This is a genomic window from Caballeronia sp. A2-2 (assembly GCF_057612605.2).
The window spans coordinates 669,995-689,413 of the sequence record NZ_JBVFIR010000004.1 but is presented as its reverse complement, the minus strand read 5'-3'; the positions used below and the strand labels follow the sequence as shown (position 1 = coordinate 689,413).

17 protein-coding genes are annotated in these 19,419 nt (G+C 59.5%); 2 read left to right on the top strand and 15 right to left on the bottom strand.

Annotation, left to right across the window (positions count from 1 at the left end):
- Positions 1-423: 423 nt before the first annotated feature.
- From ACZCWR_RS34130 to ACZCWR_RS34100, 7 genes are all read right to left on the bottom strand, one after another.
- Entirely contained in the window at positions 424-1,425 is a 1,002-nt protein-coding gene (locus ACZCWR_RS34130) for an ABC transporter permease (RefSeq protein ID WP_487306820.1), read from the bottom strand.
- A complete protein-coding gene (locus ACZCWR_RS34125) occupies positions 1,422-2,927 on the bottom strand; it encodes a sugar ABC transporter ATP-binding protein (protein ID WP_487306493.1) in 1,506 nt (501 codons plus the stop codon). The genes ACZCWR_RS34130 and ACZCWR_RS34125 overlap by 4 nt, the downstream gene beginning before the upstream one ends.
- Before the next feature lie 73 nt (positions 2,928-3,000).
- Positions 3,001-4,113 carry a sugar ABC transporter substrate-binding protein gene (locus ACZCWR_RS34120; RefSeq protein ID WP_487306492.1) on the bottom strand — a complete coding sequence of 371 codons (1,113 nt, stop codon included), beginning with the start codon at positions 4,111-4,113 and terminating at the stop codon, positions 3,001-3,003.
- A 61-nt stretch (positions 4,114-4,174) separates the two neighbouring features.
- Positions 4,175-4,843 (bottom strand): L-fuculose-phosphate aldolase, encoded by a 669-nt coding sequence (locus tag ACZCWR_RS34115; RefSeq protein ID WP_487306491.1) that lies wholly within the window; start codon positions 4,841-4,843, stop codon positions 4,175-4,177.
- Positions 4,840-5,919 carry an S-methyl-5-thioribose-1-phosphate isomerase gene (gene mtnA / locus ACZCWR_RS34110; RefSeq protein WP_487306490.1) on the bottom strand — a complete coding sequence of 360 codons (1,080 nt, stop codon included), beginning with the start codon at positions 5,917-5,919 and terminating at the stop codon, positions 4,840-4,842. Before mtnA ends, ACZCWR_RS34115 begins: the two co-directional genes overlap by 4 nt.
- Positions 5,916-7,184 carry an S-methyl-5-thioribose kinase gene (gene mtnK, locus ACZCWR_RS34105; protein ID WP_487306489.1) on the bottom strand — a complete coding sequence of 423 codons (1,269 nt, stop codon included), beginning with the start codon at positions 7,182-7,184 and terminating at the stop codon, positions 5,916-5,918. The genes mtnA and mtnK overlap by 4 nt, the downstream gene beginning before the upstream one ends.
- 31 nt (positions 7,185-7,215) lie before the next feature.
- Positions 7,216-7,935: a GntR family transcriptional regulator gene (locus tag ACZCWR_RS34100; RefSeq protein ID WP_487306488.1), complete on the bottom strand. Its 720-nt coding sequence runs from the start codon at positions 7,933-7,935 to the stop codon at positions 7,216-7,218.
- 327 nt (positions 7,936-8,262) lie between these two features.
- Here ACZCWR_RS34100 and ACZCWR_RS34095 point away from each other — a divergent pair, with 327 nt between their 5' ends.
- Positions 8,263-8,976, top strand: coding sequence for a Crp/Fnr family transcriptional regulator (locus tag ACZCWR_RS34095; RefSeq protein WP_487306487.1), 714 nt, complete (start codon positions 8,263-8,265; stop codon positions 8,974-8,976).
- 819 nt (positions 8,977-9,795) lie between these two features.
- On the opposite strand, the gene ACZCWR_RS34090 is transcribed toward ACZCWR_RS34095, so the two are convergent.
- Genes ACZCWR_RS34090 through ACZCWR_RS34080 form a run of 3 tightly spaced genes read right to left on the bottom strand, consistent with a single transcriptional unit; the run spans position 9,796 to position 13,230 of the window.
- Positions 9,796-11,319, bottom strand: coding sequence for a sugar ABC transporter ATP-binding protein (locus ACZCWR_RS34090; protein ID WP_487306486.1), 1,524 nt, complete (start codon positions 11,317-11,319; stop codon positions 9,796-9,798).
- Positions 11,316-12,239, bottom strand: coding sequence for a sugar-binding protein (locus ACZCWR_RS34085; RefSeq protein ID WP_487306819.1), 924 nt, complete (start codon positions 12,237-12,239; stop codon positions 11,316-11,318). Before ACZCWR_RS34085 ends, ACZCWR_RS34090 begins: the two co-directional genes overlap by 4 nt.
- Positions 12,240-12,279: 40 nt before the next feature.
- On the bottom strand, positions 12,280-13,230 hold the full coding sequence (locus tag ACZCWR_RS34080) for an ABC transporter permease (RefSeq protein WP_487306485.1): 951 nt from the start codon (positions 13,228-13,230) through the stop codon (positions 12,280-12,282).
- Positions 13,231-13,483: 253 nt separating this feature from the next.
- Between ACZCWR_RS34080 and ACZCWR_RS34075 the strand changes: the two genes are divergently transcribed.
- A complete protein-coding gene (locus ACZCWR_RS34075) occupies positions 13,484-14,377 on the top strand; it encodes an NAD-dependent epimerase/dehydratase family protein (protein WP_487306484.1) in 894 nt (297 codons plus the stop codon).
- A 6-nt stretch (positions 14,378-14,383) separates the two neighbouring features.
- On the opposite strand, the gene ACZCWR_RS34070 is transcribed toward ACZCWR_RS34075, so the two are convergent.
- The 5 genes from ACZCWR_RS34070 to ACZCWR_RS34050 form a co-directional block, all read right to left on the bottom strand.
- Complete coding sequence (locus ACZCWR_RS34070; RefSeq protein WP_487306483.1) at positions 14,384-15,016, bottom strand: LysE family translocator; 633 nt, start codon at positions 15,014-15,016, stop codon at positions 14,384-14,386.
- Between the two features lie 95 nt (positions 15,017-15,111).
- The gene (locus ACZCWR_RS34065; protein ID WP_487306482.1) at positions 15,112-15,447 is read right to left on the bottom strand and encodes a DUF4148 domain-containing protein; all 336 of its coding nucleotides are present in this window, start codon (positions 15,445-15,447) and stop codon (positions 15,112-15,114) included.
- Between the two features lie 181 nt (positions 15,448-15,628).
- On the bottom strand, positions 15,629-16,918 hold the full coding sequence (locus ACZCWR_RS34060) for a chloride channel protein (RefSeq protein WP_487306481.1): 1,290 nt from the start codon (positions 16,916-16,918) through the stop codon (positions 15,629-15,631).
- 72 nt (positions 16,919-16,990) lie between these two features.
- Entirely contained in the window at positions 16,991-18,565 is a 1,575-nt protein-coding gene (locus ACZCWR_RS34055) for a PAS domain-containing sensor histidine kinase (RefSeq protein ID WP_487306818.1), read from the bottom strand.
- Complete coding sequence (locus ACZCWR_RS34050) at positions 18,456-19,205, bottom strand: hypothetical protein (protein WP_487306480.1); 750 nt, start codon at positions 19,203-19,205, stop codon at positions 18,456-18,458. Before ACZCWR_RS34050 ends, ACZCWR_RS34055 begins: the two co-directional genes overlap by 110 nt.
- Positions 19,206-19,419: the final 214 nt, after the last annotated feature.

The window sequence follows — 19,419 nt, the reverse complement described above, 5'->3', positions numbered from 1 at the left end:
GCAATATTGCTATTCGGCCCTACGTTCGCCAGTGCTTTCATAGAAGCGCCACCCAAGGTAGGGCCGAATAGCGATATAGCGATGCCGCTTCTTGTAGCTGGACACACGCACGCTGCGGGGTTCCGTTCTTACGTTCTCGGCGCGCGCAGCGCATGGCCGAAAGCATGAATGCGGTCCACTTCCCTATGAATCTTCGAGCGTGCAATCGCGAGGTTGCCCATACGCTTAACCGAACGAGGGACGTCCTAACGCGGCCACTGTTTCGTTAAACCAGACCACCCTCTCCAGCCATCGTGCATGGGGTAAAAAGCTGCTTTCTTTGGTGACTTTCTTTGCAGCAGCAAAGAAAGTTACCCCCCCGCCGGGGAGGCGGCTACTGAATAGACATCCCAATCAGCAGTCGCCCTTTGCACGACAAAAACCTCAACTCTTCCTCCGCTGACTAAGCGCATCCAACAACACCGCAGCAAAAATAACCCCACCCTGAATGAACTGAGTCCAAAACGGATTAACCCCAAGCAAAGAAAGCCCGACATTAATCACCCCAATAAGCACCACCCCAATAAACGTCCCAACAATAGACCCCCGCCCGCCAGCAAGCGAAGTCCCCCCAATCACAATAGCCGCGATAACCTGCAACTCAAGCCCATTCGCGGCAGAAGGCAGAGCACTATTAAGCCGCCCCGCAAGCACAACCCCCGCGATAGCAGCCGTCACCCCCGCCAACGTATAAGTAAAAAACACCACGCGACGAACCGGAATCCCCGCCAACCGAGCGGCCTCGGAATTCCCTCCAACCGCAAACACCTGATGCCCAAACGTAGTTTTCCGAAGCAACACATGCCCGATGACAAACACAACGAGCATCACGATCATCGGCATAGGCAACCCGCCAATCGCCTTCGCGCCAAACACCGTGAAAGCATTTGGAAAATCGAACTTGGTCCGGCCATCCGAAATGGCCAACGTCAATCCGCGCCCCATGGCCATCGCGGCGAGCGTGACGATAAAAGGCACCAGACGCAGCCATGAAATCGCCAGCCCGTTGATCGCGCCAACCACAGCGCCCGTCGCAAGCGCAATGAACAAGCCGCCAATCCCCAATCCAACCGCCCCTGGACTGGACCCGGCCATGAAGGTCGCGGCGACCATCCCGCTCAACGCGACCAAGGAACCCACGGAAAGATCGATCCCCGATGTGATGATGACGAACGTCCCGCCCACCGCCGCGATACCCACCACGGAAACCTGCACCATGATGTTCGTCAACGTGCTCGTGGTAAGAAACTCCGGCGATGCAATCGACAACGCCACACAAATAATGATAAGTGCAGCGAACAATGGCCCGATGCCACTCCTCAGTTGGCGAAGCACGCGGCGCGAGAGCGCCTCCGAGTCCGCGCGATTGGCTGCCGTGGAAGTCATGCGCCTGCTCCTGTCGTTGCCCATTGAATTACAGTTTCCGAATTGGCCGCGTCGCGCGAGATCTCGGTCACAATGCTGCCGCGATACATCACCAGCACGCGATCCGACATGCCCAGCAACTCCGGCAATTCCGAACTGACCATGATGACCGCCGCCCCCGCGCGCGCCATCGTCACCATGTGCGCGTAAATCTCGGTTTTCGCGCCCACGTCGATGCCGCGCGTGGGTTCATCGAGCATGATGACGGCGGGTTGAGTCGCGGTCGCGCGCCCCAGAATGACCTTCTGCTGATTGCCGCCCGATAGCGTGCCCGTGATCTGCAATACCGACGACGCCCGCACACCAAAGCGCGTGCTCGCCTCTTGCGCCAACTTGCGTTTCTTGGCGCTGCTAACAAACCCGCCACTCGCCAGTGCCTTCAGACTCGACAACGCAATGTTCTCTTCGATGCTCGCACCCAGCACCAACCCTTCGAGCTTTCGATCTTCCGACGTATAAACGAGACCATGCCGCACGCCCTGCGTCGGCGAATGATTCGTGACCCGCTTGCCGCGCACGATGATCTCGCCCTTCGTTGCGGGCATCGCACCGAAAATGGTCTTGAGCAATTCAGTGCGCCCCGCACCCGCAATACCGGCAATCCCCACGATCTCACCTGCGCGCACGCTGAAGCTCGCGTTGCGCAACAGCGGCGCGCTCGCGAGATCGCGCACTTCGAGCACGACCGGCCCGTAATCGCGCGGCTCCCACGGATAGAACGATTCGAGATTGCGAGCGACCATCGCCTGCACGAGTTCTGCCTCGGTCCATTCGGGCATGGGGCGCGCGCCCACGGTTGCGCCATCGCGCATCACGACCGCGCTATCGGCCAGTTCGAATACCTCTTCGAGATGGTGCGAAATGAAGATGATGCCCAGCCCTTCCTCACGCAAGCGTCGCACGACCGCATAGAGATTCTCGATGTCATGGCTTTGCAGCGCAGCGGTCGGCTCGTCCATCACGAGAATGCGTGCATTGCGTGCGATGGCCTTCGCGACCTCCACAAGCTGACGCTTGTTCAAGGGCAGATCGCCGAGTCGCATCCACGGCGGCACGTTGTCGAGGCCCACGCGCGCGAGCGCATCACGCGCCATGGCGTGCGCCGCGCGCTGACTCACGAAGCCGCCCTTCGACGGCATGCGGCCCAGAAAGAGATTCTCCGCGACCGTCATGTCGTTGATGAGCGACAGCTCCTGATAGATCACGGCCACGCCTGCATCGATGGCCGCATTGGTGCCGCGCGCAAGCGGCCTGCCATCGATCTCGATGCTGCCTTCGTCCGGTTCATACGCACCCGAAAGCGTCTTGACCAACGACGACTTGCCCGCGCCGTTCTCACCGACGATCGCCAGCACATGCCCCGCATGCAATTCGAGGCTCACGCCGCGCAAAGCCTTCACGCCCGGAAAACTCTTGACGATGCCCTGCATGCGCAATAGCGGCGCCTTCGTTTCAGCTGTCATGTCTCGTGTCCCGTTCGCAAACCGCGCGCGTTGATCGCTATTGACGCGCGCGGCTGCCGGTTACTCGTTGCCCTTACTGCTTAACTTCTTCGGACCACAAACCATATTGCTTCACCGCATCCGAATCGATATTCGACTTGTCGATCAGCATGGTCGGCCACGCATAATTCGCGGGCACGTCCTTCTTGGCGTTGTAGTCCGCGATAAATTGAAGCGACTTCGCTGCCATCTTGATCGGATTCTGCGAGATGGTCGCATCCTGCTTGCCCGCGCGAATGGCCGAGAGCGCCTGCGCCGTGCCATCCGCGCCGATCACCATGATGTGCGTCTTGTCATCGAGCGGCTTGTAACGGCCCGCGTTATCGATGGCCTTCTCCGCGCCCACGGTGTTGTCGTCATTTGCACCGAACACAGCGTCGATCTGCGGGAACTTCTGCAGAATATTGGTCATCGCGTTGAGCGACTTCTCCTGATCGAACGCGCCTTCCTGACGCGCGACGACCTTGATGTTCGGATACTTCGCGATCTCGTCGCTGAAGCCCTTCTCACGGTCCGTCGCAGCAGTCGTGCCGACAAGGCCGATCAGATCGACCACGTTGCCCTTCTCCTCGCCGTACCGCTTCTTGAGTTGTTCAGCGATCCATTTCGCCGCAGTCTGCCCAAGTGCTACGTTATCCGAAGCAACAAACGACGTGACCTTTCCGCCATCCGATCCGCGATCCAGCGTGAACACCGGAATGTTCATCTGATTGGCTTTCTCGACGGCCGGAATGATCGCCTTCGAATCGATTGGATTGAGCACGAGCGCAGTCACGCCCTGACTCAGCAGATTGATCGCATCGTTCACTTGCTGTTGAGCGTCGCCATTCGCATTGGTCTGCACGAGGTCGAAGTTCTGCTCTTTCGAACCGCGTTCGACGCCCGCCTTGAGGCCCACGAAAAACGCGTTGTTCAGCGTTGCAATCGAGAAGCCGATCTTCGGCTTGCCGCCGCTCGTTGCCGCCGCCGCAGCGGGCGCGCTCGCCGGCGCACTTGCGCTTTCGCTAGAACTCGCAGCCGAACTGCTGCTGGACGATGAATTCTCGCTCTTGTTGCAACCCGCGAGCGCCGCCGCGCATAACAGCAATGCGCCGGTGGATTTGCCGAACGTTCCCCAGCTATCGAATCTTGCTGAACTCCAGGCCATGACTTTGTCTCCGTTTGTACGCGTTGTTCAATGCAGTTCGCTTGATGTTCTTTCGAGCGCTTCAATCACCTTTGCTTCGCTTGCCGTACGTCTTGAACCTTTCCAGCACTTCGTCCATCTGTTCATCCGATAACACCGGCGGCACGCCCAGTTGTGACGCAAGCAGATATTGTTTCGCCAGCACTTCCACTTCATGCGCGAGCCATACCGCACGTTCGAGATTCACGCCTAGTGCAATCACGCCATGATGCGCAAGCAGACACGCGCGACGTTCCCCGAGCGCTTCGAGCGCAAGGTCCGACAATCGCTGGCTGCCGAACAGCGCATACGGCGCGCATCGGATCGACTTGCCGCCCGCCGCCGCGACCATGTAATGCACGGCGGGAATATCGCGGCCTTGAATCGCAAGCGCTGTTGCCGCGATGGAATGTGTGTGCACGACCGCATGCATGTCAGGCCGTGCCCGCAGTATGTCGCGATGAATACGCCATTCCGATGACGGTTTCCTCCCACGCAAGACGTCATCGCCATCGCTCACATCGAGCGGCAGATACACGATGCTCGCATCGCTCAATTCACGTGCCTGAACGCCGCTGGGCGTGATCAGAAAGCCATCGGCATGACGCGCGCTTACGTTGCCCGACGTACCTTGATTGATGCCGAGCCGCTCCATTTCCAGCGCCGTTTCCACGATTCCGCGACGCAGCGCGCTTTCGTCATTCGCACTCATGCCGCATTACCCTCGACCGCGAATAAACTCTTGAGCGAACGTTCGAACGGCGCATGCACGATGCCTCGCTCCGTGATGAACCCCGTCACCAATGCATGCGGCGTGACATCGAATGCGGGATTGCGGGCCTTCACGCCTTCCGGCGCGATACGTTGCCCTGCCAGATGCGTGACCTCTTCTTCGCGCCGCTCCTCGATCTCGATTCGCTCGCCCATCGGCGTATGAAAATCCAGCGTGGAAGACGGACACGCAACATAAAACGGTATGCCGTAATACTGTGCCGCGATGGCCACGCCAAGCGTGCCGATCTTGTTTGCGAAGTCGCCATTCGCCGCCACACGATCCGTGCCGACGATCACTATATCGATCAACCCTTGCGACATGATCGAAGCTGCCGCGCCATCCATGATGAGCGTGACATCTACACCGGCCTGTTGCAGTTCGAAGGCCGTGAGCCGTGCGCCTTGCAGAAGCGGCCGCGTTTCGTCCGCATACACCTTGAACGCGATGCCCGCGCGATGCGCCGCATAGATCGGCGCGGTCGCGGTGCCGAGCCCGGTCGTCGCGAGCGCGCCTGCATTGCAATGCGTGAGCACACCGCAACCCTCGCGAATCAGCGGCTTTCCATATATGCCGATTCCTTCGCAGAGCGCAATATCTTCTTCGTGGATGCGCTTCGCTTCATCGACGAGCGCGTCGTATAAAGCAGCGGAATCCTGCGCATTGCATTCGCGCGCGCGACGCAACATGCGCTTCAAGCCCCAACTCAAATTCACCGCAGTGGGCCGCGCCGTATCGAGCCACGCCGCGCGTTTTTCCAGTTCCGAACGAAACTGCGCGATGGGCAAATCGCGCGCATCCTGCATCGCGACGCATAAGCCGTAGCCCGCTGCCACGCCAATGGCAGGCGCACCGCGCACGCGCAACTCGTGAATCGCACGCCAGACCGTCGCCGCATCCGCGACATGCTCCACCACGATCTCATGCGGCAGGCGCGTTTGATCGAGCAGCAGCAGCTTGTCGTCGCTCCATTCGATAGTCGGCGCAAGCGTCGGAAACACGGGCTGCGGATTCATTGGCGCTCCATTTGGCTGTGGGCCTGCGTATCGCGTGCGAGCATCGTGACTTGTTCGATCTCGGTCAAGCTGGCGCGCTGCACGAGCAACGCTTCGGCACAACGCAGACAACGCACCTCGATGCGCGCGCGCAATTCGGCATCGGGAATACGCGTGATTTCCGCGACTTTCGCCATGCCGACGATGCGCCGGATCATCTTGCAGCCCGCGAAGCCGAGCGTATCGGCAAGCAGACGACGCATGAAATGCGCGCGCTGCGCTTCGGCCAGACGCGCATCCGCGTTGCCGAAAAAGCGGCGTCCGCTGCGGTTTTCATGATCGCGCCACAGCGAAAGAAACTTCGTGCTGAAGCCGTTCCAGATACGCACGGCCTGTTCGAGCAGCCAGTCCTGATACGCAACGGGATCACCGCCGTCGAGCTTGCCGTGATAATCGCGTGAGAAATACGCAAGCAATAGATTGGCGATGAGCGCGCCGATATCGAAACCCATCGGCCCATAGAATGCGAACTCCGGATCGATCACATAGGTTTCGTGCTCGTTCACCATGATCGAGCCGGTATGCAAATCCCCATGCAGCAAGGTCTCGGCGTGATTCATAAAGGCCCATTTCATGTCGGCGGCGGCCACGCGCAAGGCTTCGTTCGTTCTGAGCCTTTCGAGTGCGGACGTTGGCAACGCCGCGCTATACACGTTCGACGAATGGTCCTCGAAAGGAAACGTGAAAACAAGATCTTCGGTAATCCTGCACAACTCCGCATTGACTGAGTTTCCAACCGCCTGCTTCTTGATATCGGCCGCGAGAAACAGATCCGATCCATAGAACAGCGTATGCGCGAGATAAGTGGAAAGATGCTCAGACATCAACGGATACGCGACGCCATCCATCAAGCCCTGCCGCAAGATGCGATGCGACGCGAGATGCTGCATGACGACGAGAAAACGCCTTTCATCGGCATAAAACACCTTCGGCACATGCTGCGGACACAGCGCGCCGAAGCGCCGCAACGCCGCGACTTCGTGATCCATGCGTTCGCACGACAGCGGCCAGTTCTTACCGACGAGCCTTAAAAACGGCGGCGCCTGCTTGACCACGACGCTGCGCTCACGTTCGCGCGCGTTCGTCACGAAGTACACGAAATTGAGATTGCCGTCGCCCACTTCGGCGATCTCCAGATCGTCGGGATTGCCCAAACGCGCGCGCACTTCCGGAATGCCGCCGAGATAATCGGCGAGCGCGGACGCGGTGAATGCTTCGAACTCCATCGGTGTCTCCTCCGATGTGTTCCAGTGCGCATCAACGACGCTTGCGCACCAGATCGAACTTGAAGATGCTCGTGTTGTAGTAGTCGTTGCTATAGCAAAGCGGCTCGCCGCCCTGATCGAAATCTACTTCGTCCAGCAGAAGAAACAAGCCGAAGCCATCGCCCAGTTCGGGCAAGTCGCGCGGCGTGAGGATAGTCGGTTGTATCGACGTATGCGTGTGCGACAGGCGGCGGCCCGTGCGCGCGAACATGCCGAACAGCGACTCGCCCAGATCACCTTCCACTGCATCGAACAAGGTCTTCGGAATCGTGTCGATGCAATACGCGGCAATGGCGTCGTCCGCGCGGCGCACGCGCTCGATGCGCACGCACGCATCGCCCGGTTTGAGCCCAAGCTTTTCAGCCAGGCTCTCCGACGCCGCGATGGTCTCCATCTGAATGCGACTGGTGGAGGGCACCGCGCCCACGCTCTTGATCATGTCGGTCACGGACATCAGATCATCCAGCCCGCCTTGCAGCTTGAGCGATAGTTGTCTGATGAAGGTGCCACGTCCTTGCACGCGTTCGAGAAGCCCGTGTGAAATCATTTGCGCCACGGCTTCGCGCAAGCTCGAACGCCCTACTCCAAGTAGCTCACATAGCTCGATTTCCGTGGGAATCTGATCACCCGGCTTGAGCTTGCGCTCACGGATCATGGTGAGGAGCGAGTCCTGAATCTTGTCGCTCATCGAACGCTCGACGCTTAGACGCATGATGCTCTCGCGGGTGGCATGGCGTCAAATATACATCAGACGTCTGATGTTTTTTTAGGTAGTTTCCCGTATTCGTTATGGTCATAAGGAATGCGCTTTGACGTGCGCGGGTGCAGCAAAATCACGCGCTGCGGCTTATGGCTTAACGCATCGCACTGCACTAAATCACGACTTTGCGTGGGTAGTTAAAGTCACGCGTGAACCGTGCGCCCTGACGAAATCGATGTGTAGAATGAGCGCGTCCGAGGCTAAGGCTCCTTCGCGTGGACACATTATCGAACGCTGAAATACGAGAGCCAAACGCAAGCCAACCTTAAGGAGACGGCCATGTGGTTTGTCGGCAAGAGCGAACTGCTCTCTCTCATTCAGCGCCATTGCCTCGACGAGGTCATGCCCGCCTTCAGCGATCATCGAACGCTGCGCAAGAACTCTATTGTTTATCGTCCGGATGAATCGAGCGATCATGTCTATCTGCTCAAAAGCGGCAGCGTGCGGCTTTATCGGCTGACCGAGGATGGACAGGAAATCACGCTGGCGTTCGTCAAGGCGGGCATGATTTTCGGCGATGGCGATGTGCTCAATCAGGCCAACTATTCGCATCACGCGCAGACATTGGCACCGAGCATGGTGTGCTATATCCGCAAGCAGGACTTCAAAGACTTGCTTGCACGCTATGACGTCATCAATCAGTTCGTGTTGCGGAATCACTATTTGCGCTGGCAGGAAGCGCAGCAGTTGATCGAAAACCTCTCGCTGCATGATGTGCGCAAGCGGCTCACGAATATCCTCGTGATGTTCTCGGGGCAAGTGGGGGCGGCTTACGATTACGCGGATCATGGGGATGCGATTCTGATCGATCTGCCGATCGCGCAGGACAAGCTTGCTGAGTTTATCGGGACGTCGCGGGAATCGGTGAATCGGCATTTCAGTGATCTCAAGGCTGAGGGGCTGGTGGATTTGCGGGAGCGGAAGATTGTTTTGACGCCGGCGTTTGTGGCGCGGTTTATTGGGCCGCAGCAGGTGGTCGTCGCTGCGCTTTAGGGGGGCGCTCTTATGTCGTGCAAGGGGCTGCTGGTTTTTGTGCTTTTATTGCAGTAGCCGCCTCCCCGGCGGGGGGGTAACTTTCTTTGCTGCTGCAAAGAAAGTCACCAAAGAAAGCAGCTTTTACCCCCAAGCACGCTGGCTGGAAAGTGTGGTCTGAATTAACGATGCAGTGGCCGCAATAGGACTTGCCACGCATAACTTGCCGCTTAGGCAACCTCGCGATTGCGCGCTCGAATAGTCAAAGCTAAGTGGACCGCATTCATTCTTTCGGCCATGCGCTGCGCGCGCCGAGAGCCTAAGAACGGAATCCCGCAGCGTATCAGCGCCCAGCCACATCACGCTTCCCCGCAAGATTGCTATTCGGCCCTACCTTGGTTAGTGCTCCGACTAAAAGGTGACTTGCGTTGGTGTGTGCGCTTTGCCCCAGAAGCACTTACCAAGGTAGGGCCGAATAACGACATAGCGGAGACGTATGAGCAAGCTGGGCGCTCATACGCTGCGGGATTCCGTTCTTATGTTCTCGGCGCGCGCAGCGCATGGCCGAATGAATGACTGCGGTCCACTAACGCTAAAGAATTCGAGCGCGAAATCGCCAGGTTGCCAATGCACGTAACCACCGAGGAAAGTCCTATTGCGGCCACTGCATGAGTTAATCCAGACCAACCCTCTCCAGCCAGCGTGCATGGGGTAAAAAGCTGCTTTCTTTGGTGACTTTCTTTGCAGCAGCAAAGAAAGTTACCCCCCCGCCGGGGAGGCGGCTACTGAATAAAAAGCACAAACAACAGCAGCCCTTTGCACGAAAGAACAACAAAAAAATCACCCCGTGGCAAGCGCCATAACCCTCTCCTGAGAAGCCTCCACGCGGCTCAACTCTCCACTGATCCGCCCTTCCCTCACAGTAAGAATGCGGTCACTCACCGCAAGCACCTCCAGCAAATCCGATGAAATCACAATCACCCCAATGCCCTGCGCCGCCAGCCGCACAATCAACGCATGCACCTCGGCCTTCGCGCCGATATCAATCCCGCGCGTCGGTTCATCGACGATCAGCACCTTGGGATTGCGCGCCACCCATTTAGCGATAACGATCTTCTGCTGATTACCGCCACTCAAATTGATGACCTTCTGTTCGACGCCCGGCGTCTTGATGCCAAGCATGCGCACATATTCCTGACAACTCGAACGCTCACGCGCATGCTGCACGAACTGAAACGGCGAATAGCGCGCAAGATGCGTGAGGCTGAAGTTCTCGCGCACGCTCATGCCGAGCACAAGCCCCTGCGCCTTCCGATCTTCGGTGACGAAGCCAATCCCCGCGCGAATTGCATCGTGCGGATTGCGTATCGTCACCGGTTCGCCATCCACGAAAATCTGACCCGTGCATGGCCGCATGCCGAAAATCATCTCCATGATCTCGGTGCGGCCCGAGCCGACCAGCCCCGCAATACCCAGCACTTCACCACGATGCAACGTGAAGCTGATATCGCGGATGCGCGCCTCCGCTGCCTTCCTCGGTTTAAGCGAAAGCCCTTGCACGTCGAGCACGGCCGAAGTGCTCGCATGCGATTGCGGCTCGCCATATAGCTCGCTGAGTTCGCGGTCCACCATCTGCCGCACGAGTGAATCGCGCGTGACCTGTGCAATCGGCGTGGTGCTTACCGTGCGGCCATCGCGTAGCACGGTTACGCGGTCCGCCAGTTCGAAGATTTCTTCAAGCCTATGCGAGATATACACCACCGCCATGCCGCGTTCACGCAAGCGCTTGACCAGTCCCATCAGCACGCTCGTTTCATGATGACTGAGCGATGCAGTCGGCTCGTCCATGATGATGGCTTTCGATTGCGCGGACAGCGCCTTCGCAATCTCGATCATCTGCTGCTGGCCGACGCTCAATTCGCTCACGCGCGTGGCCGGATCGATATCCATGTCGATGGTGCGCAAAACCTCACGTGCCTCGCGATACATGCGTGTGCGATCGATGAAACCCAGCCGGTTGCGCGGTTCTTTAGCGAGAAAGATATTCTCGCCAACTGTGAGATTTTCGACGACCGCCAATTCCTGATAAATGATATTCACGCCCAGCGCACGCGCATGATTGCTGTCCGCAATCGTGACTTCCTGCCCTTCGATAAAGATCGCGCCGCCGGGGTCGGGCGCATACACGCCCGTCAAAATCTTCATGAGCGTGCTCTTACCCGCACCGTTTTCCCCAGCGAGCGCGAGCACTTCGCCTCGATATATTTCGAGGTCCACACGATCCAGCGCCTTCACGCCAGGAAACGTTCTGGAGATGCCGCGCATCTCCAGAAACGGCCTGACGTGTTCATCCGAACGCGTCATTTCGTATAACTGCCCATGTTGTCCTTGGTCACGACAGTGACACCGGTATCGATATCCTTCGATTGTGCTTCGGAACCCTGAATTTGTGCGACCAGATGTTGAACCGCGAGCGAACCCATCGTCACCGGCCGCTGCACCATGATGCCCTGTATATAGCCTTCCTTCAGGCCCTTGAGCGTGTCGGGAAGATCATCGAACGCGAGCACTTCGAGCTTGCCCTTCATCGCGCCGAATTCCTTCGTGTTGAGCACCTTCGCCACAGCCGGCCCACCCACCTGACTCACGCCGAAGATGCCATTGAGATTCGGATGCGCCCGCAACGTGGTTTCGACCACCGACACGCCGCGCGCGAGATCGTCGTCCGTGCCTTGCGTCTCGACGATCTTGATACCCGGATACTTCGCCAGCCCCTTCTTGATGCCGGCAATGCGCTCGTTCAGATTCACCGCGCCCAATTGGCCCGTGACGATCGCCACTTCGCCCTTGCCATTGAGTGCCTTGCCCATGGTCTCGGCCATCGTCGCGCCGGCCTGTTCGTTGTTCGTGCCGATATACATCGAGCGGCCGCTATTGGGCGAATCCGAATCGTAGGTCAGCACTTTCACGCCGCTCTTTTCCGCGCGCTTCATCACACTTTCGACGGACTTCGGTTCGTTCACGGATATAGCAATGCCATCCACATGCCTTGAAATAAGGTCTTCGATGATCTGCACCTGCGTCGAGCCTTGCGTGTTCTGCGGCACGACCCATTGATACTTGACGCCCGCTTTGTCCGCGGCGGTCTGCGCGCCCTTGTTGCAGTCATCGAAGAACGGCACGGCGACTTTTGGAATCACCGCGACGGAAATGTCCTTTGCGTCCTTGGCGTGCGCAACGCCGCTCAACGTGGCGCATAGCGCGAGCGTCGCGCCCGCGATCATCTTCAACGTGGGGTTCATGCTTTCGTCTCCTTTATTGGAATCAACGGCCCTTGCGGCGCACGCGCCAGATATCGATGCTCACCGCGATCAGAATCACGCAGCCGGTTATGGCCTGCTGCGCATACGTATCGATGTTCAGCAGCACCACGCCATTGGTGATGATCCCCGCGAGCGCCGCGCCGATGATCGCGCCTTCCACGCTGCCCGCGCCGCCCGACAGACTCGCGCCGCCGATGGCCGCCGCCGCGATCACATCGAGTTCCGCGCCGAAGCCCGATGCGGGCTCCGCCGACACGAAGCGCGAAAACGCGATCACGCCTGCCATCGACGCGATGAAGCCGGACAGGACGTACACCGTGAATTTCACGCGCGCCGTGCGCACGCCCGAAAGCCGCGCGGCCACTTCGTTGCCACCGGTCGCATAGACGTGACGGCCGAAGCGCGTATGGCGCATGATGATGGAGAACACCACGGTCATCGCAAGCAGGATGACGACGGGGAACGGCACGAAGCCGATATAGCCCTGACCGAGAAACGTGAAGGCATCCGAAACATCGGGCGTGACGGGCACGCCCTTGGTGATGATATACATCAGACCGCGCCCGATGGAGAGCGTGCCGAGTGTCGCAATGAAAGGCGGCAGTTGTATCCATGTAATCATCAGCCCGTTGAACGCGCCGACGATCACGCCTACCGCCAACCCGCACAAGACCGCGACGAATGCCGGCAGGCCATGCGAGAACGCCAACGCAGTGACGAGCGAAGACAGCCCCATCACCGAGCCCACGGACAGATCAATGCCGCCCGTAATGATGACGAGCATCATCCCGATCGACATGAGCGCGACCAGCGAGAACGAGCGGAACACGCCCATCAGATTGTTGGTGGTGAGGAAGTACGGCGAGAACAAGCTGATCATCAGGCCGACCAGCAACAACACCGACAGCACGTTCAGTTCGCGGATGCGCAGGCAGGCGCGCAAAAAGTCCATGCCTCGCGATGACGCTTTACCGGACGCATTTTTTGTAGTCAGGACGCTCACCGATCGTTCCTCTTGTGCAGGCTGAAATGGATCATAGGAGCGCATGCAAAGCGAAATCTGTGACGCGCGTCATAGTCCGGCATCGGGGTTGACCCGTAGACGAACGCGCACGCCGCTATGACGCACGTCACAGAAATCACGCGGCATGCGGGGCTAGCATGGGAATCACGGATACGCGGACAAACTCACAAGGAGCCACAGCATGACGAAACGAGTGATGGTGACGGGCGGCAGCGGCCTTGCCGGCAAATGGGTGGTCGAGGATCTGGTGGCGCACGGCTACGAAGTGTTGAACATCGACCGCGTGCCGATGGCGAAGGGCACCGCGCGCACGCTCATTACCGATATCACGGATGCGGGTCAGGTCTTCAACGCGCTCGCCTCCACCACCACGCCGAAAGAGTTCGATGACGACATCGAGCCGAAACCCATCGACGCAATCGTGCATTTCGCGGCCATTCCGCGCATTCTCGTGACCACCGATAACGAGGTGTTTCGCATCAACGTGATGGGCACGTACAACATTCTCGATGCGGCTTCTAAACTCGGTATCAAGAAGGTGATCGTGGCGTCGAGCGAGACGACGTATGGCGTGGTGTTCGCGCACCGGCATCGTGATCCGGCGTATTTTCCGCTGGACGAAGAGTATCCCGTCGATCCTATGGATAGCTATGCAACGTCGAAGGTCATCAACGAAGTGACGGCCAAGGCGTTTCATGCGCGCACCGGTGCGGATATTTATTGCTTTCGAATCGGTAACGTGCTCGATCCGGCGGACTACCAGAAATTTCCGACGTGGCTGAAAGACCCTGCATTACGCAAGCGCATCGCGTGGAGTTATATCGATGGACGCGATCTCGCGACGGCCGCGCGCCTGGGCATCGAAAAGGATGGACTGGGTTTTCAGGTGATGAACGTGGCCGCCGACGATGTATCGTCCGACTTGCCGAGCGCCGAATTGCTCAAGCGCTTTTATCCGGGCGTGCCGGTCAAGAAGCAATTGGGCGAGTTCGAAACCTTGTTAAGCAATGAGAAACTGAAACGCCTGCTCGGATGGCAGCAGGCGTTCAAATGGCGCGAACAAGTCGCTAAATAAGGCGTTTTATCGACGCGCCTCGGTTGCCATTCTGACGGCGAGGCCCGCGAGCACGGTGCCCATCAGCCAGCGCTGAACGAGCAGCCACGCGGGCTTATTCGCCAGAAACACGGCGATGCTGCCCGCCGACATCGCAACGAGGCAGTTGATCGAAATGCTTAGTGCAATCTGCACCGAACCGAGCACGAGCGATTGTCCGAGCACGCTGCCGTGTTGCGGGTCGATGAACTGCGGCAAGAGCGAGAGATACAACACCGCAATCTTCGGATTCAGCAGATTGGTGATGAAGCCCATGGTAAAAAGTCTGCGCGGGCTGTCCACGGGCAGATCGCGCACCTGAAACGGCGAGCGTCCGCCAGGCTTCACGGCTTGCCATGCGAGCCACAGCAAATACAGCGCGCCGCCAAAGCGCAGCGTGTCATACGCGTACGGCACCGCGATCAGCAGTGCCGTGATACCGAACGCCGCGCTGAACATATAGAACACGAAGCCCAGCGCCACGCCGCCCAGGGAAATGAGTCCCGCGCCGCGACCCTGACAGATCGAGCGCGAGATGAGGTAGACCATGTTCGGCCCGGGCGTGAGCGCCATGCCGAGCGAAACGAGTGCGAAAGCGAGTAGTTGCGTGGATTGAGGCATCGGGCCGACTCCATCGGTTGAGCGCGAAGAAGCCGATTGTCCCGCATCGTGCAGCATGCCGCCATGGACAGCGGTGGCACGCTGCATCGGTACAGTCAGGGGTTCTTGAAGACCGGGCCGAAGCCGGGAACGTCATCCGTGTTCGAGGCCGATGCCGACATGCGCGTTCCCGCGTGCGCCGCGCCGCTGCTCATGCCGCCGTATGCGCTCGAAGTCGCGGCGGTTGCATCGCCCGCATGGATACGTGCTTCGGCGGCCTGAATATTCGTCGGATATTGCGTTTCGTCGGTGGACGGGTTGTAGCCTGCCTGTTCGAGCTGGATCAGTTCGGCGCGGACTTGTGCGCGCGTGAGGCCCTGCGTGGATTGAGCGAACGACAGTGCGGGTGCGGCGACGAGTGCGGCAACAGCGAGGAACTTGATGGCTTTCATGATGTTCTCCAGATGACAATGAGTTCGGCTTGGGTTCAGGGTTCGGTGCATCGCAGGCTTCGTTTCGTGCTTGCGTGTCGATATTTGAACGCCGCCGTGTATCTGGCTTGTTTGCCGCGCCCCACTGAAATGCATGCGCGTGTTTCCCGTTTCACGGCAGATACAGTGGGATACAAAACGTCTAGGCGGGTTGCGCGGGCTCCGTGGTGTCGGTCGCGTCGCGGGCCTGTTCGCGGCGTTGCGCGAAGGTTTCGATCAGCCTGAATACCGCCGTCGATCCCGCGACGGCCAGCGCCGACGGCACCATGAACGCGTGATCGAAGCGCGTGAATTCGCTCATCAGGACGAGCGCGGTCAAGGGCATGCGCATGGATGCGCTCAGAAACGCGCCCGCGCCCACGACCGCGAACGCGCCGAGCGGCGTGCCCGGCCAGAAGCCGTTCCATGCGCTGCCGAGCACCACGGCGAGCAGCGCGCCATTCGTCAGACCTGGCGTGAGCAAGCCACCCTGCGCGCCCGCCCGCAGCGACGTCACCACGATCAACACGCGCAGCACCAGCAGCACGCCCGCGAGCGCGAAGGTGAGTTCATCGCCGAAAGCGAGTCCGGCAGGCGTGCGGCCATTGCCCGCCAGTTGCGGATAGAAGATGACGAGCGCGCCGATCATCATGAAATCGAGCAGCGCGAAAAGTGGCAGACGTTGGTCGCGTGGCGCTTTCGAACGCGCCGCCACGGTGAGGCGCACGAATAGCCACGCCGCCGCGCCGAACAAGGGACTGGTGACGATGGCCCACACGATGAGCTGTGTATCTACCGTCATCGGCGGCAAGATGTATTGAGTCACGTTGCCGAGCGCCGTGCGCGCCACTAGCGCTGCAATCGTCGAAGTGACGAGCGCGGTGGCGATAAGACCGGCATCGAACGTGACGAGCAGCACTTCCAGCACGAAGACCGCGCCGCCGAACGGCACGTTATACACGGCAGCGAGCCCCGCGCCCGCGCCGCACGCGACCATCACGCGCACTTGCGCCGGTGACAGTCCCGCGCCGTGTGCGAGCCATCCGGCCCACAGCGCGCCGATTTCGCGCGGCGCGACTTCGCGGCCGAGCGGCGAACCCGTTGCGACGGTGACGATCTGCAGGACCGCATGCAGGATCGTGCTCAACACGGGCATGCGCGGATCGTCGGATTCGAGTGCCTTCGCGATGCTCTTGAGCGGCTTGCCGTGGCGATACAAGAGCCACCATCCGCATCCCGCGATCACACCGCACAGCGTCAGCACGATAAAGCGCCTGAGCGGCGATGCCGCCGAGATGCCCGCCAGAAAGCTCTCGTGGCTGATGACTTCATCGACGCTATAGCCGAACGCAAGATGCTGGACTTCATGCAGCAACAGCGCGAGCAGCATGCCGCCGAGACCCGCGCCCACGCCGACGAGTATCGTCACGGTGAAATAACGCGTCGCTTTCATCGTTCGGCCCTTGAGGGAAAGCTCAAGGATAAAGCGGGAATGCGTTTCCCATTTCAAACGTGCGCAAGCGCTTTAGGCCGCGTCCACGCGTGGCAGGTAGATCGTGAACGTGGAGCCTTCGCCGAGCACGCTCTGGACTGCGACATCGCCGCCCGATTGCCGGACGAAACCATAAACTTGCGACAAGCCCAAGCCCGTGCCATGACCCGGCGGTTTGGTCGTGAAGAACGGCTCGAAGATCGATTCGATCTTGTCTGCGGGAATGCCCGCGCCGCTATCCGTGACCGACACCGCGACGAAATTGCCCTGTACGGGTTGCGGGAAATCGCGCGTGGGCATCTCGCTGCATGGGCGCACGTGAATGCTGAGTGGGCCTTCACGGTTCATGGCATCGCACGCATTGATCACGATATTGACGATGGCCGTATCGAACTGATTCGAGTCGGCGTGAACGAGACACGGCGCATCTTCGCTAATGTCGATGCTCACGCGCTGGCCCACGAGCGTCACCATCATGTCGCGTAACGCGCGCAGATTCGCGCCGACATCGAATTGCACCGGCGCGAGCGACGAACGCCGACCGAACGCAAGCAACTGGCGCGTGAGCGATGCACCGCGTCCCGCCGCATTGGCGATGGCTTCGATACAGCGCGCCTGCCGTCGTGCATCGAGTTCAGGCCGGCGCAGCAATTCCGCCGACGTTTGAATGACGTGCAGGACGTTGTTGAAATCGTGCGCGACATTGCCGGTCAGCCGCCCGATTGCTTCCATCTTCTGCGCCTGCGCGAGCGCTTCTTCCGCTCTCCTGAGCGATTCCTGCACGCGCCGGTCGGCGGTCACATCGCGGCCCGTCGCATGAATTTCCGCACCGCTCGATGCACCCGCCCACGCGATCCATCGGCACGAGCCATCACGATGCCGGTGACGAATCTCGACCGCGCGTGGTGCATCGCCATGCGGCGAAAGCAATGTGCGCTCGATGAGCGCGTTGTCTTCGTCCATCACGTATTCGCTGACGTGATGACCGAGAATATCGTCCGGCGCATAACCGAGCACATCCAGCACGGCAGGACTCGCGCGCCGCACGATGCCATCGAAACCCATCACGAGCAGCACATCCGTGGACGTGTTCCAGAGCCGTTCGAGTTCTTCGGTGCGCTCGTTGGCGCGCGTTTCGAGCGTGCGGTTCAATTCCTTCAGATTGCGTTCGATCGCCTTGCGGTCGGTCTGATCCAGCATGGTGCCGACGATGCGAATCACATCGCCCTGCGGTCCGCGGCTCAGATAGCCACGGTCGCAAATATCGGCATAGCGGCCATCGGCGCGACGGAAGCGGTACTCCATCGCGTACTTGCATTCGCGCGCGGCGCGGGCCGCATCGAGCGATGCACGCACGCGTGCGCGGTCATCGGGATGAATACGCTCGAACCACCATGCGGAGTCCGTACCAATTTCTCCCGGTGCGTAACCGTGGCATCGCTGGATGGCTTCGTTCCAGCACATGCGGTCGTGCAGAAGATCCCAGTCCCAGATGGCGTCATCCGTTGCGCGAATGGCAAGGCGAAGGCGCAGTTCCGCTTCGCGTTGCGAAGTGATATCGCGCGATACGCACAGAATGGCGCTGACGTGACCATCGGCGTCTTTCAGCGGCGTGAGCACGTTGTCCCAATAGCGCGGCGCTTCGCCCGGCAACTGGCTGCTGCCGTCGGCGCGCGTTCTCGCCTCGCTGCGCGCTTTTCAGTGCGATCAGGCCCGCTGGCTGCACCGCTTCCGGCAGCAGTGCGAGCCACGCCATGCCGAAGCCGGAATCCGTTTGCACGCCGAGCGCGTCGCAACCCGTGCGGTTCATGTGCGTGAGCGCGCCATCGGGTGCAATCACCTTGATGCAATCGACGCTCGCGTTGAGCATGTCGTCGCGAATCTTGAGTTCATGATGCAGATGCGCTTCGCGCGATTTGCGGGCATCGATATCGATGAAGCAGCAGAGCCAGTGCGCTGCGTGATCGGGCGTCGCGCGCAACTGGAACCAGTGGAAACGGCCTTCATCGGTTCTTAAACGGCAGTCGAGTTCGAATGCTTCGCGCGCGGACCATAACGATGTTGCGAGCGCATAGGCATCGTCGGGATGAAGGCTTGCGCCGAGCGTGCTTTCGCCTCGCTGCAATAGCGCAAAACCCATGCTGTTCGCGTGAACGACCGAACCATCGGCGCGAACGATGCAGCAGGGAAAAGGAATGGATTCGAGTTCGCGATTCTGCACGACTTCCGCTTCAATGACCGAATTCATGGTGGGCGACTTTGCTAAGGATTGTCTTGAGCTTGCTTAGCGCCTTTCAAGCGTCACGTATGTGCGCAATATCGCTCTTGCCGGATGCATTGAAAGCGATAACGCCGTCAAGCGATCGGGCAATCAATATCTTAAAGATGAGAGAGTCTGTCAACCACGCAAATGTCAAGGCGAGAGTAATTCGCGTTTAGCCGAGCGAATAAAAAACGGGCAG